Raw genomic sequence first — 14,806 nt, forward strand, 5'->3', positions numbered from 1 at the left:
GGCTCCTTTCGTCCATACGACACTCCGAAGACTTGGGCTTTCACCCGTACTTCGCCGTATCGCGGATCCGGGTTCCACAACCCGGGGAGCCCGTCAGACGACGGCGCCGCCGCCCGGCAGCTCGTCGTCCTCGTCGCCGCCCGGACGCATGCGCGTCACCAGGGTGGCGAAGCCGCCGAGGAAGCCGCCGATGCCCACGGTGAGGGCCCACCACGGCATCGGCTCCTGGAAGAGGACGAAACCGAAGATCAGCAGCGGCCCGCCCAGCGCGCCGAGCCAGGCGAACTTCGTCGTCACGTCCGCCTCCGGCAGCGGCGGCGGCTCGGGCGGCACATAGTGCCCCTCGTCCTCGTCCTGGTCCAGCTCGTAGTCACGCGGACCGGAGAGCACGGGATGCAGGACGATGCGCGTCGCGTTCGTCGCGGGCGGAAGCGCGGCCGGGTCGGTCGCGCCCTCGTCGTCGCGGTCCCTGTCACCCTTGCCGTCGGGATCCACGGCGGCCTGCTTCGCGGCGCCCTCGTCCGCCTCCGGGACGTCCTCGGCCGCCGGCCAGGAACCCGTCCCGGGCGCCGGGTCGCTGTCGTACGCCGCGACGAGCTGGGCCCACGCGGTCTCCTCGTCGAGCGGCGCGCGCTCCGGCTCACCGCCCTCGGGGACCTGGCGGCGCTCCTCCTCGTGCTCACCCACGGGCCGCGTCCTCCTTCTCCGCCTGCTCTCCCGCGTCGGAGAGACGCTCGACGAAGGCGTACGACTGCTCGAAGATCGTCTCCGCGTCATGGTCCAACGTCGCGACGTGGTAGCTGCGTTCCAGCACCGTCTCCGTGACGTCCGCCGACGACACCCGGCTCAGCACGACCGCCGAGTTCGACGGGTGCACGACGTGGTCGACCCGGCTGTGCAGCAGCAGGAGCGGCTGCGTCACCTGGGGGAGCTCATGCCGCACCAGCTTCCAGAGACGGCTCAGCGAGTGCACCGCGTGCAGCGGGGTCCGGTCGTAGCCGATCTCCGCCGAGCCCTCCTTCGCGATGTCGCTCGCGATGCCCGGCACCGAGGGCACGAAGTGCCGCAGCAGGGGGACGGCCTTCAGCTGGTGGCTGTCGGCCTTGACCGAGGGGTTGACCAGGGCGATGCCGCTGATCGCGCTGCCGTGCCGGGCGGCCAGGCGCAACGTCAGGGCTCCGCCCATCGACATTCCGAAGACAAACACGCGGTCACAGCGTTCGGAGAGCGCGCGGAATTCCCGGTCCGCCTCCGCGTACCAGTCCTCCCAGCCGGTGAGCTGCATGTCCTGCCAGCGCGTGCCGTGCCCCGGCAGCAGCGGTACGGACACGGTCAGGCCCCGCTCGGCGAGATACTCGGCCCACGGCCGCATGGACTGCGGTGTACCGGTGAATCCGTGGCACAACAGGACACCGATCCCGCCGCCGTCGTGGCGGTACGGCTCGGCTCCGGGCATCAGCGGCACCGTAGTCTCCCGTTCGGTGGAATGCGCGAAAAGCGATACCTCACAGTACGCGGACGGCCGACACCGGGGGAGAGCACCGGCGGATCTGGCGTTAAGGTCTTCCCGTCAGACACAGGAGGTCATCGGTTGTTGTACGGCGTGATGAAGGTCGCCATCGGCCAGCCCCTGCGAGCCGCGTTCCGGCCGTGGGTGGAGGGGCTGGAGCACATCCCCAGGCAGGGGCCGGCGATCCTGGCGAGCAACCACCTGTCCTTCTCGGACTCCTTCTTCCTGCCCGCCGTGCTCGACCGCAAGGTGACGTTCATCGCCAAGGCGGAGTACTTCACCACGCCCGGCATCAAGGGAAAGCTCACCGCGGCCTTCTTCAAGGGCGTCGGCCAGCTCCCGGTGGACCGCTCCGGCGCCCGGGGCGCCGGGGAGGCGGCCATCAGCAGCGGGATAAAGGTCATCGAGTCCGGTGAGCTCTTCGGCATCTACCCCGAGGGCACCCGCTCACCCGACGGCCGCCTCTACCGCGGCAAGCCCGGCGGCCTGGCCCGCATCGCGCTGGCCACCGGCGCGCCCGTGATCCCGGTCGCCATGATCGACACGGAGAAGATCCAGCCGCCCGGCAAGGTCATGCCCAAGCTGATGCGTCCCGGCATCCGGATCGGCAAGCCGCTGGACTTCAGCCGCTACATGGGCATGGAGCACGACCGCTTCATCCTGCGCTCGGTCACCGACGAGGTGATGTACGAGATCATGAAGCTCTCCGGCCAGGAGTACGTGGACATCTACGCGACCGCCGCCAAGCGGCAGATCGCGGAGGCGGCGAAGAAGCAGCAGCAGAGCGAGGCATAACCGGGGAAACGGGGGGCGGCCCATGGCCGGGGAAAAGGGCGGGGAGAGACCCGGCGGGAGAACCGCGGGGCGGCCGCAGCGCGTCACGCGGATGTCGGTCGAGCAGCCGCTGTGGCGCGCCCTGACCGGCTACCGAATGCTGACCGCGGCCTACGCCATCGGGCTCTACGCCCTCGCCTACGACGAACACGAGTACCCGCTGGCGGGCGCCGCCTACATGGCCGTTCTCGCCCTGTGGACGCTGGCCACGGTCGGCAAGGTCAGTTCGCCGCAGCGCTGCACCAGAGCCTTCCTCTTCACCGACCTCGGCATCGCCCTGACCGGCATCGTCATCACCCCGCTCGTCGAGTCCCACCAGCGCATCCTCGACGGCGGCCCCACCCTGCCGTCCATATGGACCGCCGGCTCGGTGCTCGCCTTCGCCATCAAGGGCGGCTGGCGCTGGGCCGCCGCCGCCTCCTGCCTGGTGGGCGCCGCCAACATCGTCGAACGGGGAGCGGCGGCCCGCGACACCCTCCACAACGTGCTCCTGGTGGCCATCGCCAGCATCGCCATCGGTTACGTCGTCGAGGTCGCCCGGGCCAGCGAGCGCACCCTCGCCCGCGCCCTGCAGATCGAGGCCGCCACCCGCGAGCGGGAACGGCTGGCCCGCGACATCCACGACAGCGTCCTGCAGGTGCTCGCCATGGTGCATCGGCGCGGCGCCGAGATCGGCGGCGAGGCCGAGGCCCTGGGCCGCATGGCGGGCGAGCAGGAGGCCGCGCTGCGAGCGCTGGTCACCGACGGCGCCGCCGCGCTGCCGTCTCCGCGCGGCGACGAGGACCACGACGAGGACGCACCCCGCGACCTGCGCGCGCTGCTCGCCCCGTACGGCAGCCCCCGGGTCACCGTCTCCGTGCCCGGCACCCCCGTCCTCGTCCCGCCCCCGGCCGCGCGCGAACTCGCCGCCGCCGTGGGCGCCGCCCTGGAGAACGTCCGCCGGCACGCCGGTGAGGACGCCCACGCCTGGATCCTGGTCGAGGACGAACCCGAGGCCGTGCTGGTCAGCGTCCGCGACGACGGCCCCGGCATCCCGGAGGGCCGCCTCGCCGCCGCCGAGGCCGAGGGCCGCCTCGGGGTCGCCCAGTCCATCCGCGGCCGGCTGCGGGACCTCGGCGGCACCGCGGAACTGGTGTCGGTGCCGGGGCAGGGGACAGAAGTCGAGTTGAGGCTCGCGAAATGAGGGAGGAGATTGGGGTCATGGCCGTGAAGGTGATGGTGGTCGACGACCACCCGATGTGGCGGGACGCGGTCGCCCGCGACCTCACCGAGGCCGGCTACGTGGTGGTCGCCACCGCCGGCGACGGTCCGGAGGCGGTGCGGCGTGCCAAGGCGGCTATGCCCGAGGTGCTCGTACTCGACCTCAACCTCCCGGGCCTGTCCGGCGTCCAGGTCTGCAAGGACGTCATCGCCGACAACCCGGCCCTGCGGGTTCTGGTGCTCTCGGCGAGCGGCGAGCACGAGGACGTCCTGGAGGCCGTCAAGTCCGGCGCCACCGGTTACCTCCTGAAGTCGGCCGGCCGCGAGGAACTCCTCGACGCCGTCCGGCGCACCGCCGTCGGCGACCCCGTCTTCACCCCCGGCCTCGCCGGACTCGTCCTCGGCGAGTACCGCCGCCTCGCCTCCGACCCGGCGCCCTCCGCGGCCGACACCCCGGAGGCGCCCCGCCTCACGGACCGCGAGACCGAGGTCCTGCGGCTCGTCGCCAAGGGCCTCAGCTACAAGCAGATCGCCGAGCGCCTGGTCATCTCCCACCGCACCGTCCAGAACCACGTCCAGAACACCCTCGGCAAGCTCCAGCTCCACAACCGCGTCGAGCTCGTCCGCTACGCCATCGAACGCGGACTGGACGAGGAGTAGGCCCGCCCGGCCCGGCCCGGCCCGGCCCGGCCCGGCACCGCCCCGGGGGGCGCGCCCCGTTCCACGGCGCGCGCCGCCCGGAAGGGTGAACTCGGGGAGCCAACATCCCCGCGGATCAAGGGATTTCACCGAACGGCCCATCCCATCTGTGACGCCGGTCACGCTAGCGTCTTCGGCGCAGGCAAAAGGTGCGAACGGGAAGGGATGGATCATGCGAGTTGGCGTGCTGACCGGCGGCGGAGACTGCCCCGGGCTCAACGCGGTCATCCGTGCCATCGTGCGCAAGGGTGTCCAGCAGTACGGATACGAGTTCACCGGTTTCAGGGACGGCTGGCACGGCCCCCTCGAGGGCGACACCGTGCCGCTCGACATCCCCGCCGTGCGCGGCATCCTCCCGCGCGGCGGTACGATCCTCGGCTCGTCGCGTACGAACCCGCTCAAGGCGGAGAACGGCGTGCGCCGGGTCAAGGAGAACCTCGCCAAGTACGAGGTCGACGCGCTCATCGCGATCGGCGGCGAGGACACCCTCGGGGTCGCGACCGCCCTGTCGGACGAGTACGGAGTGCCCTGCGTGGGCGTACCCAAGACCATCGACAACGACCTGGCGGCCACCGACTACACCTTCGGCTTCGACACCGCCGTCAACATCGCCACCGAGGCCATCGACCGCCTCCACACCACGGCCGAGTCGCACATGCGCGTCCTGGTCGTCGAGGTGATGGGCCGCCACGCCGGATGGATCGCCCTCCACTCGGGCCTCGCCGGCGGTGCCAACGTCATCCTCATCCCCGAGCAGCGCTTCGACGTCGACCAGGTCTGCGCCTGGGTGGAGAACCGCTTCAAGATCCGCTACGCGCCCATCGTCGTGGTCGCGGAGGGGGCGATGCCCAAGGACGGCGACATGGTGCTCAAGGACGAGTCGCTCGACTCCTTCGGCCACGTGCGGCTGTCCGGCGTCGGCGAGTGGCTCGCCAAGGAGATCGAGCGGCGCACGGGCAAGGAGGCGCGCACCACCGTGCTCGGCCACATCCAGCGCGGCGGCACCCCCAGCGCCTTCGACCGCTGGCTGGCCACCCGCTTCGGGCTGCACGCGATCGAGGCGGTACGCGACCAGGACTGGGGGAAGATGGTCGCGCTGCGCGGAACGGAGATCGTCCGCGTGCCGCTGCGCGACGCGACGGCCCAGCTCAAGACGGTCGATCCGCGGCTCTACACGGAGGCCGAGGTCTTCTTCGGGTAAACACGGGGTTTCCTCGGCGCCGTCTGCGCTTTCCCCGCTTGCCATGGGCGATCACGCGGCCGTACATTCCCTGCACCCGGCTTGTCCGGCCGCTTCGTCTATCCCCCTTGAGCACATGAGGAGCGCCCGGCATGACGGGTGTACTGGCGGTCGCAGGCGGCACCGCATCCGGCAAGTCCACCCTTGCCGAGGCCCTGTCGCTGCAGTGTCCCGAGAGCATCGCACTGGTCCATCTGGACGATTACTACGTGCCCGCGCACGATCCCCTCAGGGGCGTGTGGACGGTCAGCGCCGGCGGGCACGCCATCCTCGACTGGAACCACCCCGGCTCCATCGACGAGGCCGCCGTCAGCGCCGCGATCGACGCGGCGCTGGCCCGGCCCGGCGTCCGGCTCGTGGTCGTCGAGGGCCTCTTCGCCCTGGCCCTGCCGTCCGTAAGGGAGCGGGCCGACTGGCGGGTGTACGTGGACGCCCCCGACGACATCCGGCTGGCCCGCAAGATCCTGCGCAAGATCGAGGTCCAGCGGCAGGACCCGAGGCTGTCCCTGCTGAACTACCTGCAGAGCGGCCGGGACCGCCACGTCGACCATGTGGCGCCCTCCCGCGCGCTGGCCGACCTGGTGGTCGACGGCACCACCGAGGGCCCGGAGATGCTGGCCGCGGTGCTGGGACTGGTCGGCCCGCTGCTCACGCCGGTCCCCGAGGCCATGCCTCCGGTCGCCCCCGCCCGCACCCGGCGCCCCCGCGCCGCCTCCCCCCGCACCCACCCGTTCCCCGCGGCGGCCGTCTGACCGTGCCGGGCGCACCGGGGCGGCCCACCGCCCGCCACGCCCTCAGGTGGCGAAGACGTGGACGTGCGCCGTCCGGTCGTCCTCGTACACCACCGTCGCCTCCAGGTAGCCCCACCGCCGCCGGCTCACGGGCTCGTCCGGCCTGACGCGGAAACACGCGTCGACGGCGCACCGGCTCTCCCGTCGCAGCCGCGGGAAGGCGTCGAGCAGCCGTTCCTCGGCTCCTTGGCGCGGCATGCGGAAGTCGATCTCGTGGTCCTGGTCGTTGAGGTTGCCGCTGGAGGTGCAGACGACGTCGGTGGCCCCGGCGGGCACGGTCCCGCCGGAGTGCCGCTCGATATGCGCGCAGTCCTCCTGAAGCGGCCCGACGGCATACCAGAGCAGGCCGATGAACTGGACGTAGGTCGCGGCGAACGAGAACAGCAGCAGCAGCGGTGCCGCCGCCGCGACCGACACCCAGTTGGTACGGGAACGAACGCGCTCGCGCGGGCTCCATGCGCCGGCCAATTGCTGTGCCGCCCCCCTGGTCCGGTTGCCTGCCAAGATCGACAGGGAGCAGAATGGCAGAGTTCTTGAACGTGTTCAAGAGCTCTGGCTCGGGGTTGCCGGGGTGAGACGGCCGGCGCGTGAACGGCCGCCCCGCGCCCCGGCGGCCGGCCGTTACCCGGCGACCGTCACCGCAGCCAGCAGTTCCGCCACGATCGCCGTGCCGTTGAGCGTCAGCACCGACTCCGGGTGGAACTGGACGCCCGCGAAGCCCGGGCCGCGCATCGCGTGGACGTCGCCCGTGGCCGGGTCCCGGCTCAGCTCGACCCGGTGCATGGCCAGCTCCTCCGCCGTCGCGTCGTCGCAGCGCGCGGTGAAGGAGTTGTAGAACCCGACCGTCTCCCGGCGCCCGAACAGGTCGATCGCCGTCTGCGCGCCCTGGAACGGCACGTCCTTGCGGGCGATCTCCAGCCCCAGTTCGGCCGCGATCAGCTCCTGCCCCAGGCACACCCCGAGCAGTCCGTGCCGGTGTCCGCGCAGCAGCTCCGCGGCGAGGCCGCGCAGGACGGCCATCTTGGGGTCGCCGGTGTCGGCCGGGTCGCCCGGCCCCGGTCCGAGGACGACCGGACCCTCGTGCGCCAGGACCGCCTCCCGCAGGCCGGGCTCGTCATAGCGGCGGACGGTCACCCCCAGCCCGGACGAGCGCAGCACGTGCGCCAGCATCGCGGTGAAGGTGTCCTCGCCGTCCACCACGAAGGCGTGCCCGGTGAGCGGGGCCGGCCGCTCCGCCGTCCGCATCCGCAGCCAGAACGGCGCCAGGTTCGCCCGGCGGGAGTCCAGCGCTGCCCGCACCCGGGTGTCGTCAGCGAGGCGTGGACGGTCCCCGGCCGCCGGCCTCGGTTCCCGTCCCGGCCGTACCCCGAGCGCGGCCAGCACGCCCGCCGCCTTCGCGTGCGTCTCGGCGACCTCCGCGTACGGGTCGGAGCGCCGCACCAGCGTCGCGCCCACCGGCACCTTCAGCGCGCCCCCGGCGTCGATGTCCGCCGTGCGGATCAGGATCGGCGAGTCCAGCGTCTGCGCGCCGCCCGCGTCCCGGCCGATCAGCGCCAGCGCGCCCGCGTAGTAGCCGCGGCCACCGGGCTCGTACCGCTCGATCACCCGGCAGGCGTTCTGCACCGGCGACCCGGTGACCGTCGCCGCGAACATCGTCTCGCGCAGCACGTCCCGCACGTCCATGGTGCTGCGGCCGCGCAGCTCGTACTCGGTGTGCGCCAGGTGCGCCATCTCCTTCAGGCGCGGGCCCACGACGACGCCGCCGAGGTCGCCGACGGTGCACATCATCTTCAGCTCCTCGTCGACCACCATCGTCAGCTCCTCCACCTCCTTGGCGTCGCGCAGGAAGGCGAGGAGCCCCTCCGGGTCCGGCCCCTGCGCGGGGTAGCGGTAGGTGCCGCTGATCGGGTTCATGACGACCGTGCCCCCCGCCATCCGCACATGGACCTCCGGGCTGGCTCCGACCAGGGTCCGTTCCGGCGTCCGCACCACGAACGTCCAGTACGCGCCGCGCTCGCCGTCCAGCAGCCGCCGGAACAGCGCCAGCGCGTCCGCCGCCCCGAAGCCGGGGATCTCGCCCCGGAAGGTGCGCCGGATGACGAAGTTCGCGCCCTCGCCGCGTCCGATCTCGTCCTCGATGACGCGCTCCACGATCCCGGCGTAGGTGTCGTCGTCGACGTCGAACGCCCCGCCCGCCACGTGGACCGGGTGCGCCGGCAGGGCCGCCATGAGGTCGGGCAGCGGCAGCTCGTACGTCTCACGGGGCCGGAGCACCACCAGCGGCGTCCCGTCGTCGCGCACGTCGAAGCCGCGCTCCCTGATCTGCCGGAACGGCACCAGCGCCAGGGCGTCGACCGCGGGCCGGGTTCCCTCGGGGGCGCCGGTCGGCAGCGCGATGTCCGTCAGCCGCTCCGCCGTCCCGACCGGGCCGAGCAGCACTTCGACGGTGTCCGCGTCCCGGCCCGGCGATCTGCGCCTCAGCAGCGCGAAGGGCGGGCACGCGGGGTCCAGCAGCCGCTCGACGAGTGCGGCGGCGGAGGGCGGGGGCGGGGGAGCCTGGTTCTCCACGGCGGGTTCCTTCCGGTCTTCGGTGAAGGGGAAGGGACGGCCGCAGAAACACCGAAGGCCGCCCCTCGGGCGGCCTGAGCGTCTGTCTGTGCGTACGCGCTGCTAGTGGGCCGCCGGATCCGCGGTCCACCACCACTGCAGGTGCGTCTGCTGTGCGTACATGCTTCGCACCCTAACGCATGGGCTCGCGACGTGGCGGACGTGTCTCACGCTTTCGGGGCATCGTGGCGGTGCCGGCGGCGGACTGACGGCCATCCCGCCGGTGGTTCGGCTGTCCCGCCGTCTCGCGCCCTTCGGGCGCAAAGCGGCGGGCTGCGGACGGGAGGGTGCCGGTCTGGGGCTCCTTGGGTGGCGGGGGTTCAGGCGCCGGAGCGGGGTGCCTTTCCGGTGGCGTGGGTTTCGTCGCCGTCCGCGGGTAGAGATGGCCGGTGACCGCGCCCACCGTTCGTGGTGGGCGCGCCTGCCGTGACCGGCGTCTGCGGCTGTTTCGGGGTGCTGTCGAGGGGGCCATGGGACATCGGGCTCGCTTTCGCCGACATTGTCGGCGGAACAGAGCCCGATCTTTGAGCCGGGGAACATCGGGCTCGCTTTCACCGACTATTTCGGTGAAACAGAGCCCGATCTCGGAAACCACCCACCGATCCCGCCACCGACAGGGGAATCACCCGCAGACGCAGGTCACGGCGGGTGCGCCACCCACGAAGGGTGGGCGCGGTCACCGGCCATCTCTACGCGCGGACGGCGACGAGACCGGCACCCCACGAACAACCGGCCCCGCTCCGGAGCCTGAACCCCCGCCGCGCACCCACCCGCACACCGCCGACCAGCCCCAGGCCGCCACCCTCCCATCCGCAGCCCGCCGCTGTGCGACCGAAGGGAGCGAGACGGCGGGAAAGCCGACCACCCACCGCCACCGCCACCCCGCATTGCCCGTGCTGCGGGCAACGGCCCCGGAGACCCTGCGGGTGCGGCGGGAGACGAGCGTCGAGCTGAACCGGCGCGACCGGCCCGAGCCGGATCTGGTGCTGGTCCGTGCCGAGGCCGCGAGCGCCGCGGCCGACGAGACGAGGTACCAGGCGGCCGACGCCGTGCTCGTCGTCGACGTGGTCTCGCCGGACTCCGAGGAGCGGGACCGCAAGCGCAAGCCGCAGCTGTACGCCAAGGCGGGCATCCCGCACTTGTGGCGCGTCGAGAAGGGCGAGGGCAGGCTCCCGGTCGTCCACGTCTTCGAACGGGAGCCGGCCACCGGCACCTATGTCGCCATCGGCATCCACCACGAACCCCTCAAGGTGTCCGTGCCGTTCGCCGTGGACATCGACCTCAGCGAGATCGCGCGGCTGTAGCCGCCGCGTCCTGGAAGCGCCGCAGCAGTTCCCGGCCGGGTGCGCTGCCGGCGTCGAAGTCCTGGATGCCGCGCAATTCCGCGGGCACGAGCGGGCCGAGCAGCAGGGCGCGGTTGCAGCTGAAGCAGAAGGCGATCTCGAAGAGGACCTCGTGGGCGCTGTGGGAGCGGACGGCGTAGCCCGGTACGAAGCAGCGGGCACGCTCGCCCTCCGGTACCTCGCCGATCAGGTCGAGGACATGCCGCGCCTCGTCCTCGACCCAGACGTCGATCGTGTCCCCCGGCACCGTGCGCGGCCGGGGGAGCCTACCGAGGTCGGCGGTGACGCGGACGGCCTCGACGAACTCGATCGGCGCGGCGACGGCGGGGAGCAGCATGGGCACAGCATGGCCGCTCCCCGGCCGGCTCACCGCATCAGCCCCCACAGTGATGCCCACTGCTCCGCCGTGAGGTCCTTGGGCAGGGCGTACGGCGGCACGCCCTCCGCCCGCAGCCAGTCGCGCAGCGCCGCGCGGCCGAAGCGGCCGGTGCGGGCGAGGACTTCGCCCAGGCCGCGGCCCGGGCCGGTGAACACCTGCTGCACGAAGGCCTGGTAGGCGCGCCGGTCGCCGTGGACGAGGGGCACCGGGCGCCGGGTCATCGTCAGCAGGCCGCCGTCGACGGACGGCGCCGGGCGGAACGCCCGTGCGGGCACACGGGAGTGGAGGGTGAAGTCGTACCAGGGCCACGAGGCGGCCGTGAGCATGCTGGCGCCGCCGACGCCCGCCCGGCGGCGGGCCACCTCCCACTGGACGAGCAGCACCGCGGACTCCCAGCGGTCCGCGGCCAGGATCCTGCGCAGGATCGTGGTCGTCAGGTGGAAGGGCAGATTGCCGACGATCACGTGCGGTTCGCGCGGGAAGCGGTAGCGCAGGATGTCGGTGTTGACGACGTGCGCCCCGGGCGGCAACCGCCGCTGGAGGCGCTGCGCGCGCCGGGGGTCGATCTCGACGGCCGTGAGGGGGCGGCCGGTCAGGCTCAGGGGGACGGTCAACGCGCCGTCGCCGGGGCCGATCTCGACGATCGGCCCGCTGGTGGCGGCGACGAGGGCCTCGATGGAGGCGATGACCGTGCGGTCGGTGAGGAAGTTCTGGCCGAGCTCGTGCCGGCCGCCCACCATGGACCGGTGGTGAGGCATGGGTGTGCACTCCGCGACATAAGAGGTTCCGACGATGGACCCGATGCCGCGGCGAAGAGCGCCGCGGCTATGCCCGGCGCAGCTTGATGTAGTAGACGCAACCCATGCGCCGCACGGTATCCCGGTCCCGCTCGGGGCCGCACCTGGTTTTCGGCGTGGACGCCGCCTCCGCCGGGCGCCCGACCTCAGCGGCCGGGTCGCCGTGGAAGCGGCGCGTCGCACAGGGCGCAGGTGAAGTCGCCGTCCTTGACGAGGTTGCGTTCACCGCACCGAGGGCAGTGCCGGAAGACGACCGCCTGGGTGAACCACTCGGGGCGGGCCAGCCCTGCCCGGTCGAGGGCCTCGGCCAGGGGAGGCCAGGACGCCTCGGGATCGGGGCAGTAGCCGGTGGACTGGTTGCTGACCTCGGCCACCTCCCACCCGCCGTCCTCCCGCGCGGCGAACGCGATCTCCCCGGCGGCCCGCACCGGTCCGCCCCCGGCGCACGCCACGTGCTCGCTGCGGCGCGGCGCGAGGAGCAGGGTGCCGGCCAGGTCGACGACGTAGGTGAAGGGTTCGTCGCGCTCGGCGGGCCCGGCATCCGCCAGCCACGCCCGGAGGCCGTCGGGGGACCGCACCGCCCGGCCCGCCTCGCCCGGCCGCACCACGGCGGCTCGAATGTCGTCCGGTCCCACGTAGACGAACACCGCGGACGGCGTCGGCATGGCGGCCCCCTCCTCACTGCTTCGGCTCCGGGGCCGAGCGTAGGCCCCCGGTCACCCGGCGCGGCGCGGATTCCCGCCCCTGCGGCCGTCTCAACTGATGGACACCGCCGGCGACGCCGAGGCCGGAGGCGTCGTGGGCGGCGTCCGGCGGTGTCGGGGCGTGGGCCCTGCGCGGGCGCCCGCCCTCGGGCCCGGAGGGCGGGATCGGCCGGGACGGACAGGGCGCGGAAGGGTTCACCCGGTCGTCTCATCCTCTGGGCCGATGCGCAAAGGATCGGACACGACCACGTAATGTTGGCAGCGTGACCGTGAACGCTGAAACCCACGCCGGGCGCAACACCTGGCGCTCTCTGCCCGCGGCGCAGCAGCCTGAGTACCCCGACCCCGAGGCTCTGCGCGAAGTGATCGCCGACCTCGAGTCGTATCCGCCGCTCGTCTTCGCAGGCGAGTGCGACCAGCTGCGCGACCGCCTGGGGGCCGTGGCCCGTGGTGAGGCGTTCCTGCTGCAGGGCGGCGACTGCGCCGAGGCATTCGACCAGATCGGCGCCGACCAGATCCGCAACAAGCTGAAGACGCTGCTGCAGATGGGCGCCGTCCTCACCTACGCCGCGTCCGTGCCGGTCGTGAAGGTGGGCCGGATCGCCGGCCAGTACAGCAAGCCGCGTTCGAAGCCGACGGAGACCCGGGACGGGGTGACCCTGCCCACCTACCGCGGTGACTCGGTCAACGGCTTCGAGTTCACCGAGGCGGCCCGCGTGCCGGACCCGGAGCGGCTCAAGCGCATGTACCACGCGTCCGCCGCGACGCTGAACCTCGTACGGGCCTTCACCACCGGCGGCTACGCCGACCTGCGGCAGGTGCACGCCTGGAACCAGGACTTCGTGAAGTCCTCGCCGTCCGGGCAGCGCTACGAGGCCCTCGCCCGGGAGATCGACGGCGCGCTGAACTTCATGCAAGCCTGCGGCGCGGACCCCGAGGAGTTCAAGACCGTCGAGTTCTACGCCTCGCACGAGGCGCTGCTGCTGGACTACGAGTCGGCGCTCACCCGCGTGGACTCGCGCACCGGGCGGCTGTACGACGTGTCCGGGCACATGGTCTGGATCGGTGAGCGCACGCGTCAGCTCGACCACGCGCACATCGAGTTCGCGTCGAGGATCCGCAACCCTCTCGGTGTGAAGCTCGGCCCGACGACCACGCCCGAGGAAGCGCTGACGCTGATCGACCGGCTGGACCCGGATCGCGAGCCCGGCAGGCTGACCTTCATCACGCGCATGGGCGCCGGCAAGGTGCGCGAGCTGCTGCCGAACCTGGTGGAGAAGGTCACCGCCTCGGGCGCGCAGGTCGCGTGGGTGTGCGACCCGATGCACGGCAACACCTTCGAGGCGGCCTCCGGCCACAAGACGCGTCGCTTCGACGACGTGCTCGACGAGGTCAAGGGCTTCTTCGAGGTGCACCACGGCCTCGGCACCCACCCCGGCGGCATCCACGTGGAGCTCACCGGTGACGACGTGACCGAGTGTGTGGGCGGCGGCGACGAGATCTTCGTCGACGACCTGCACCAGCGTTACGAGACGGCCTGCGACCCCCGGCTCAACCGCAGCCAGTCCCTGGACCTGGCGTTCCTGGTGGCGGAGATGTACCGCGGGCAGTAGCAGGGGCCTTGGCCATCATGCGTACGGCAGAGGGGCGCGGATCACATGGATCCGCGCCCTTCGTCGGTTTTCAGCCACTCGACCGGCGGGTAAGGTTAGGTTAACCTCAGGCCGGGATCGAGAGAGAGGGGAACCGCGTGTACGTCTGCTCGTGCTTCGGCATCACCGAAGAGCAGGTCAAGCAGCATGCGGACGCCGGCCGCTGCACCCCTCGCCAGATCGCCTCCGCCTGCAAGGCGGGCACGGACTGCGGCTCGTGTGTGCGCCGGATTCAGGCGCTTCTCGGCCGCGGCGAAGCCTGTGCGACCCGTACGAAGCTCGGTGCCGAGGCGCCCGCGGCGCCCGTCGCCGCCCCGGCGCCGGCCGTCCTGCCGGTGCCCGCCGCGATGCCGGAGCCCGCCGTCCTGCCGGTGCCTCCCGCGACGCCGGTGCCGGTGCCGGTCGCGGCCTCGTCGGCGGCCGAGGTCGCCGCCGCCTGAGCGGCCGCGCTCAGCTGTCGGGCTGCTCGATGAGCTGCGCGATGTAGAGCGGCTCCCCGAGCTTCTCGATGAGTTCGAGCTGCGTGTCGAGGTAGTCGATGTGGTGTTCCTCGTCGGCGAGGATGTCCTCGAAGATGTTGGCCGAGGTGATGTCGCCCTTGGTCCGCATGACCTCGATGCCGCGCTTGAGCCGGTCGATCGCCTCGACCTCGACCTGGCGGTCGGCCTGGAACATCTCGGTGAGGGTCTGGCCCACCCGGACGTGGAAGAGCCGCTGGTAGTTCGGCAGCCCCTCCAGGAAGAGGATGCGGTCGGTCAGCACCTCGGCGTGCTTCATCTCGTCGAAGGACTCGTGCCGCGTGTATTTGGCGAGCTTCGTCCAGCCGAGGTTCTCCTGCATCTTCGCGTGCAGGAAGTACTGGTTGATCGCCGTCAGCTCGCCCGTCAGCTGCTCGTTCAGGAACTCGATGACCTCGGGGTCGCCCTGCATGGCAAGCCCGTCCTTTCCGGAGGAATCCACACGATGCGCGCATCTTCGCACCGCGGGTGGAACCGATCCAGTAAGTTCACACTTACTCCGGTGGCCCGGGTTGTCGCTGTTTGCCCGGGT

General features: G+C 72.1%; 16 protein-coding genes. 8 read left to right on the forward strand and 8 right to left on the reverse strand.

Going from position 1 to position 14,806, the window contains the following annotated elements:
- Positions 1 to 93: 93 nt before the first annotated feature.
- Both AB0F62_RS22585 and AB0F62_RS22590 read right to left on the reverse strand, forming a co-directional pair.
- Positions 94 to 687, reverse strand: a complete 594-nt coding sequence (locus AB0F62_RS22585) for a hypothetical protein (protein ID WP_361801789.1) — start codon at positions 685 to 687, stop codon at positions 94 to 96.
- On the reverse strand, positions 680 to 1,465 hold the full coding sequence (locus AB0F62_RS22590; RefSeq protein ID WP_361801792.1) for an alpha/beta fold hydrolase: 786 nt from the start codon (positions 1,463 to 1,465) through the stop codon (positions 680 to 682). Before AB0F62_RS22590 ends, AB0F62_RS22585 begins: the two co-directional genes overlap by 8 nt.
- Before the next feature lie 126 nt (positions 1,466 to 1,591).
- Between AB0F62_RS22590 and AB0F62_RS22595 the strand changes: the two genes are divergently transcribed.
- The 5 genes from AB0F62_RS22595 (at position 1,592) to AB0F62_RS22615 (ending at position 6,235) form a co-directional block, all read left to right on the forward strand.
- On the forward strand, positions 1,592 to 2,305 hold the full coding sequence (locus AB0F62_RS22595) for a lysophospholipid acyltransferase family protein (RefSeq protein ID WP_361801795.1): 714 nt from the start codon (positions 1,592 to 1,594) through the stop codon (positions 2,303 to 2,305).
- A gap of 91 nt (positions 2,306 to 2,396) precedes the next feature.
- Complete coding sequence (locus AB0F62_RS22600; protein ID WP_361801798.1) at positions 2,397 to 3,527, forward strand: DUF5931 domain-containing protein; 1,131 nt, start codon at positions 2,397 to 2,399, stop codon at positions 3,525 to 3,527.
- Between the two features lie 17 nt (positions 3,528 to 3,544).
- A complete protein-coding gene (locus AB0F62_RS22605) occupies positions 3,545 to 4,204 on the forward strand; it encodes a response regulator transcription factor (protein ID WP_361801801.1) in 660 nt (219 codons plus the stop codon).
- A 211-nt stretch (positions 4,205 to 4,415) separates the two neighbouring features.
- Positions 4,416 to 5,444: a 6-phosphofructokinase gene (locus AB0F62_RS22610; protein ID WP_361801804.1), complete on the forward strand. Its 1,029-nt coding sequence runs from the start codon at positions 4,416 to 4,418 to the stop codon at positions 5,442 to 5,444.
- Between the two features lie 131 nt (positions 5,445 to 5,575).
- On the forward strand, positions 5,576 to 6,235 hold the full coding sequence (locus AB0F62_RS22615; RefSeq protein ID WP_361801807.1) for a hypothetical protein: 660 nt from the start codon (positions 5,576 to 5,578) through the stop codon (positions 6,233 to 6,235).
- 42 nt (positions 6,236 to 6,277) lie between these two features.
- Here the strand turns inward: AB0F62_RS22615 and AB0F62_RS22620 are convergent, their stop codons facing one another.
- Positions 6,278 to 6,778: a hypothetical protein gene (locus tag AB0F62_RS22620; RefSeq protein WP_361801810.1), complete on the reverse strand. Its 501-nt coding sequence runs from the start codon at positions 6,776 to 6,778 to the stop codon at positions 6,278 to 6,280.
- A gap of 117 nt (positions 6,779 to 6,895) precedes the next feature.
- Positions 6,896 to 8,842: an anthranilate synthase family protein gene (locus AB0F62_RS22625; RefSeq protein WP_361801813.1), complete on the reverse strand. Its 1,947-nt coding sequence runs from the start codon at positions 8,840 to 8,842 to the stop codon at positions 6,896 to 6,898.
- A 932-nt stretch (positions 8,843 to 9,774) separates the two neighbouring features.
- On the opposite strand from AB0F62_RS22625, the gene AB0F62_RS22630 reads away from it, so the two are divergent.
- A complete protein-coding gene (locus AB0F62_RS22630) occupies positions 9,775 to 10,185 on the forward strand; it encodes a Uma2 family endonuclease (RefSeq protein ID WP_361801816.1) in 411 nt (136 codons plus the stop codon).
- Here AB0F62_RS22630 and AB0F62_RS22635 read toward each other — a convergent pair.
- From AB0F62_RS22635 to AB0F62_RS22645, 3 genes are all read right to left on the reverse strand, one after another.
- On the reverse strand, positions 10,163 to 10,561 hold the full coding sequence (locus tag AB0F62_RS22635) for a hypothetical protein (RefSeq protein WP_361801819.1): 399 nt from the start codon (positions 10,559 to 10,561) through the stop codon (positions 10,163 to 10,165). The two genes, AB0F62_RS22630 and AB0F62_RS22635, sit on opposite strands and share 23 nt — an antisense overlap.
- Positions 10,562 to 10,590: 29 nt before the next feature.
- Positions 10,591 to 11,361: a 23S ribosomal RNA methyltransferase Erm gene (gene erm / locus AB0F62_RS22640; protein ID WP_361801822.1), complete on the reverse strand. Its 771-nt coding sequence runs from the start codon at positions 11,359 to 11,361 to the stop codon at positions 10,591 to 10,593.
- Between the two features lie 185 nt (positions 11,362 to 11,546).
- Positions 11,547 to 12,065, reverse strand: a complete 519-nt coding sequence (locus AB0F62_RS22645; protein ID WP_361801825.1) for a hypothetical protein — start codon at positions 12,063 to 12,065, stop codon at positions 11,547 to 11,549.
- A gap of 302 nt (positions 12,066 to 12,367) precedes the next feature.
- Here AB0F62_RS22645 and AB0F62_RS22650 point away from each other — a divergent pair, with 302 nt between their 5' ends.
- Together AB0F62_RS22650 and AB0F62_RS22655 are read left to right on the forward strand one after the other, a co-directional pair.
- On the forward strand, positions 12,368 to 13,717 hold the full coding sequence (locus AB0F62_RS22650; protein ID WP_361801828.1) for a class II 3-deoxy-7-phosphoheptulonate synthase: 1,350 nt from the start codon (positions 12,368 to 12,370) through the stop codon (positions 13,715 to 13,717).
- A gap of 137 nt (positions 13,718 to 13,854) precedes the next feature.
- Complete coding sequence (locus AB0F62_RS22655) at positions 13,855 to 14,196, forward strand: (2Fe-2S)-binding protein (protein ID WP_361801831.1); 342 nt, start codon at positions 13,855 to 13,857, stop codon at positions 14,194 to 14,196.
- A gap of 10 nt (positions 14,197 to 14,206) precedes the next feature.
- Here the strand turns inward: AB0F62_RS22655 and bfr are convergent, their stop codons facing one another.
- Complete coding sequence (bfr, locus tag AB0F62_RS22660; RefSeq protein WP_361801834.1) at positions 14,207 to 14,686, reverse strand: bacterioferritin; 480 nt, start codon at positions 14,684 to 14,686, stop codon at positions 14,207 to 14,209.
- Positions 14,687 to 14,806 lie beyond the last annotated feature (120 nt).

The organism is Streptomyces sp. NPDC026673, from assembly GCF_040638135.1.
Lineage (GTDB): Bacteria > Actinomycetota > Actinomycetes > Streptomycetales > Streptomycetaceae > Actinacidiphila.

What these genes read in the sequence shown, in the direction of transcription:
- AB0F62_RS22600 (WP_361801798.1), top strand. Translation starts at nt 2,397, where the DNA reads ATGTCGGTCGAGCAGCCGCTGTGGCGCGCCCTGACCGGCTACCGAATG.
- AB0F62_RS22605 (WP_361801801.1), top strand. Translation starts at nt 3,545, where the DNA reads ATGGCCGTGAAGGTGATGGTGGTCGACGACCACCCGATGTGGCGGGAC.
- AB0F62_RS22610 (WP_361801804.1), top strand. Translation starts at nt 4,416, where the DNA reads ATGCGAGTTGGCGTGCTGACCGGCGGCGGAGACTGCCCCGGGCTCAAC.
- AB0F62_RS22615 (WP_361801807.1), top strand. Translation starts at nt 5,576, where the DNA reads ATGACGGGTGTACTGGCGGTCGCAGGCGGCACCGCATCCGGCAAGTCC.
- AB0F62_RS22635 (WP_361801819.1), bottom strand. Translation starts at nt 10,561, where the DNA reads ATGCTGCTCCCCGCCGTCGCCGCGCCGATCGAGTTCGTCGAGGCCGTC.
- erm (WP_361801822.1), bottom strand. Translation starts at nt 11,361, where the DNA reads ATGCCTCACCACCGGTCCATGGTGGGCGGCCGGCACGAGCTCGGCCAG.
- AB0F62_RS22645 (WP_361801825.1), bottom strand. Translation starts at nt 12,065, where the DNA reads ATGCCGACGCCGTCCGCGGTGTTCGTCTACGTGGGACCGGACGACATT.
- bfr (WP_361801834.1), bottom strand. Translation starts at nt 14,686, where the DNA reads ATGCAGGGCGACCCCGAGGTCATCGAGTTCCTGAACGAGCAGCTGACG.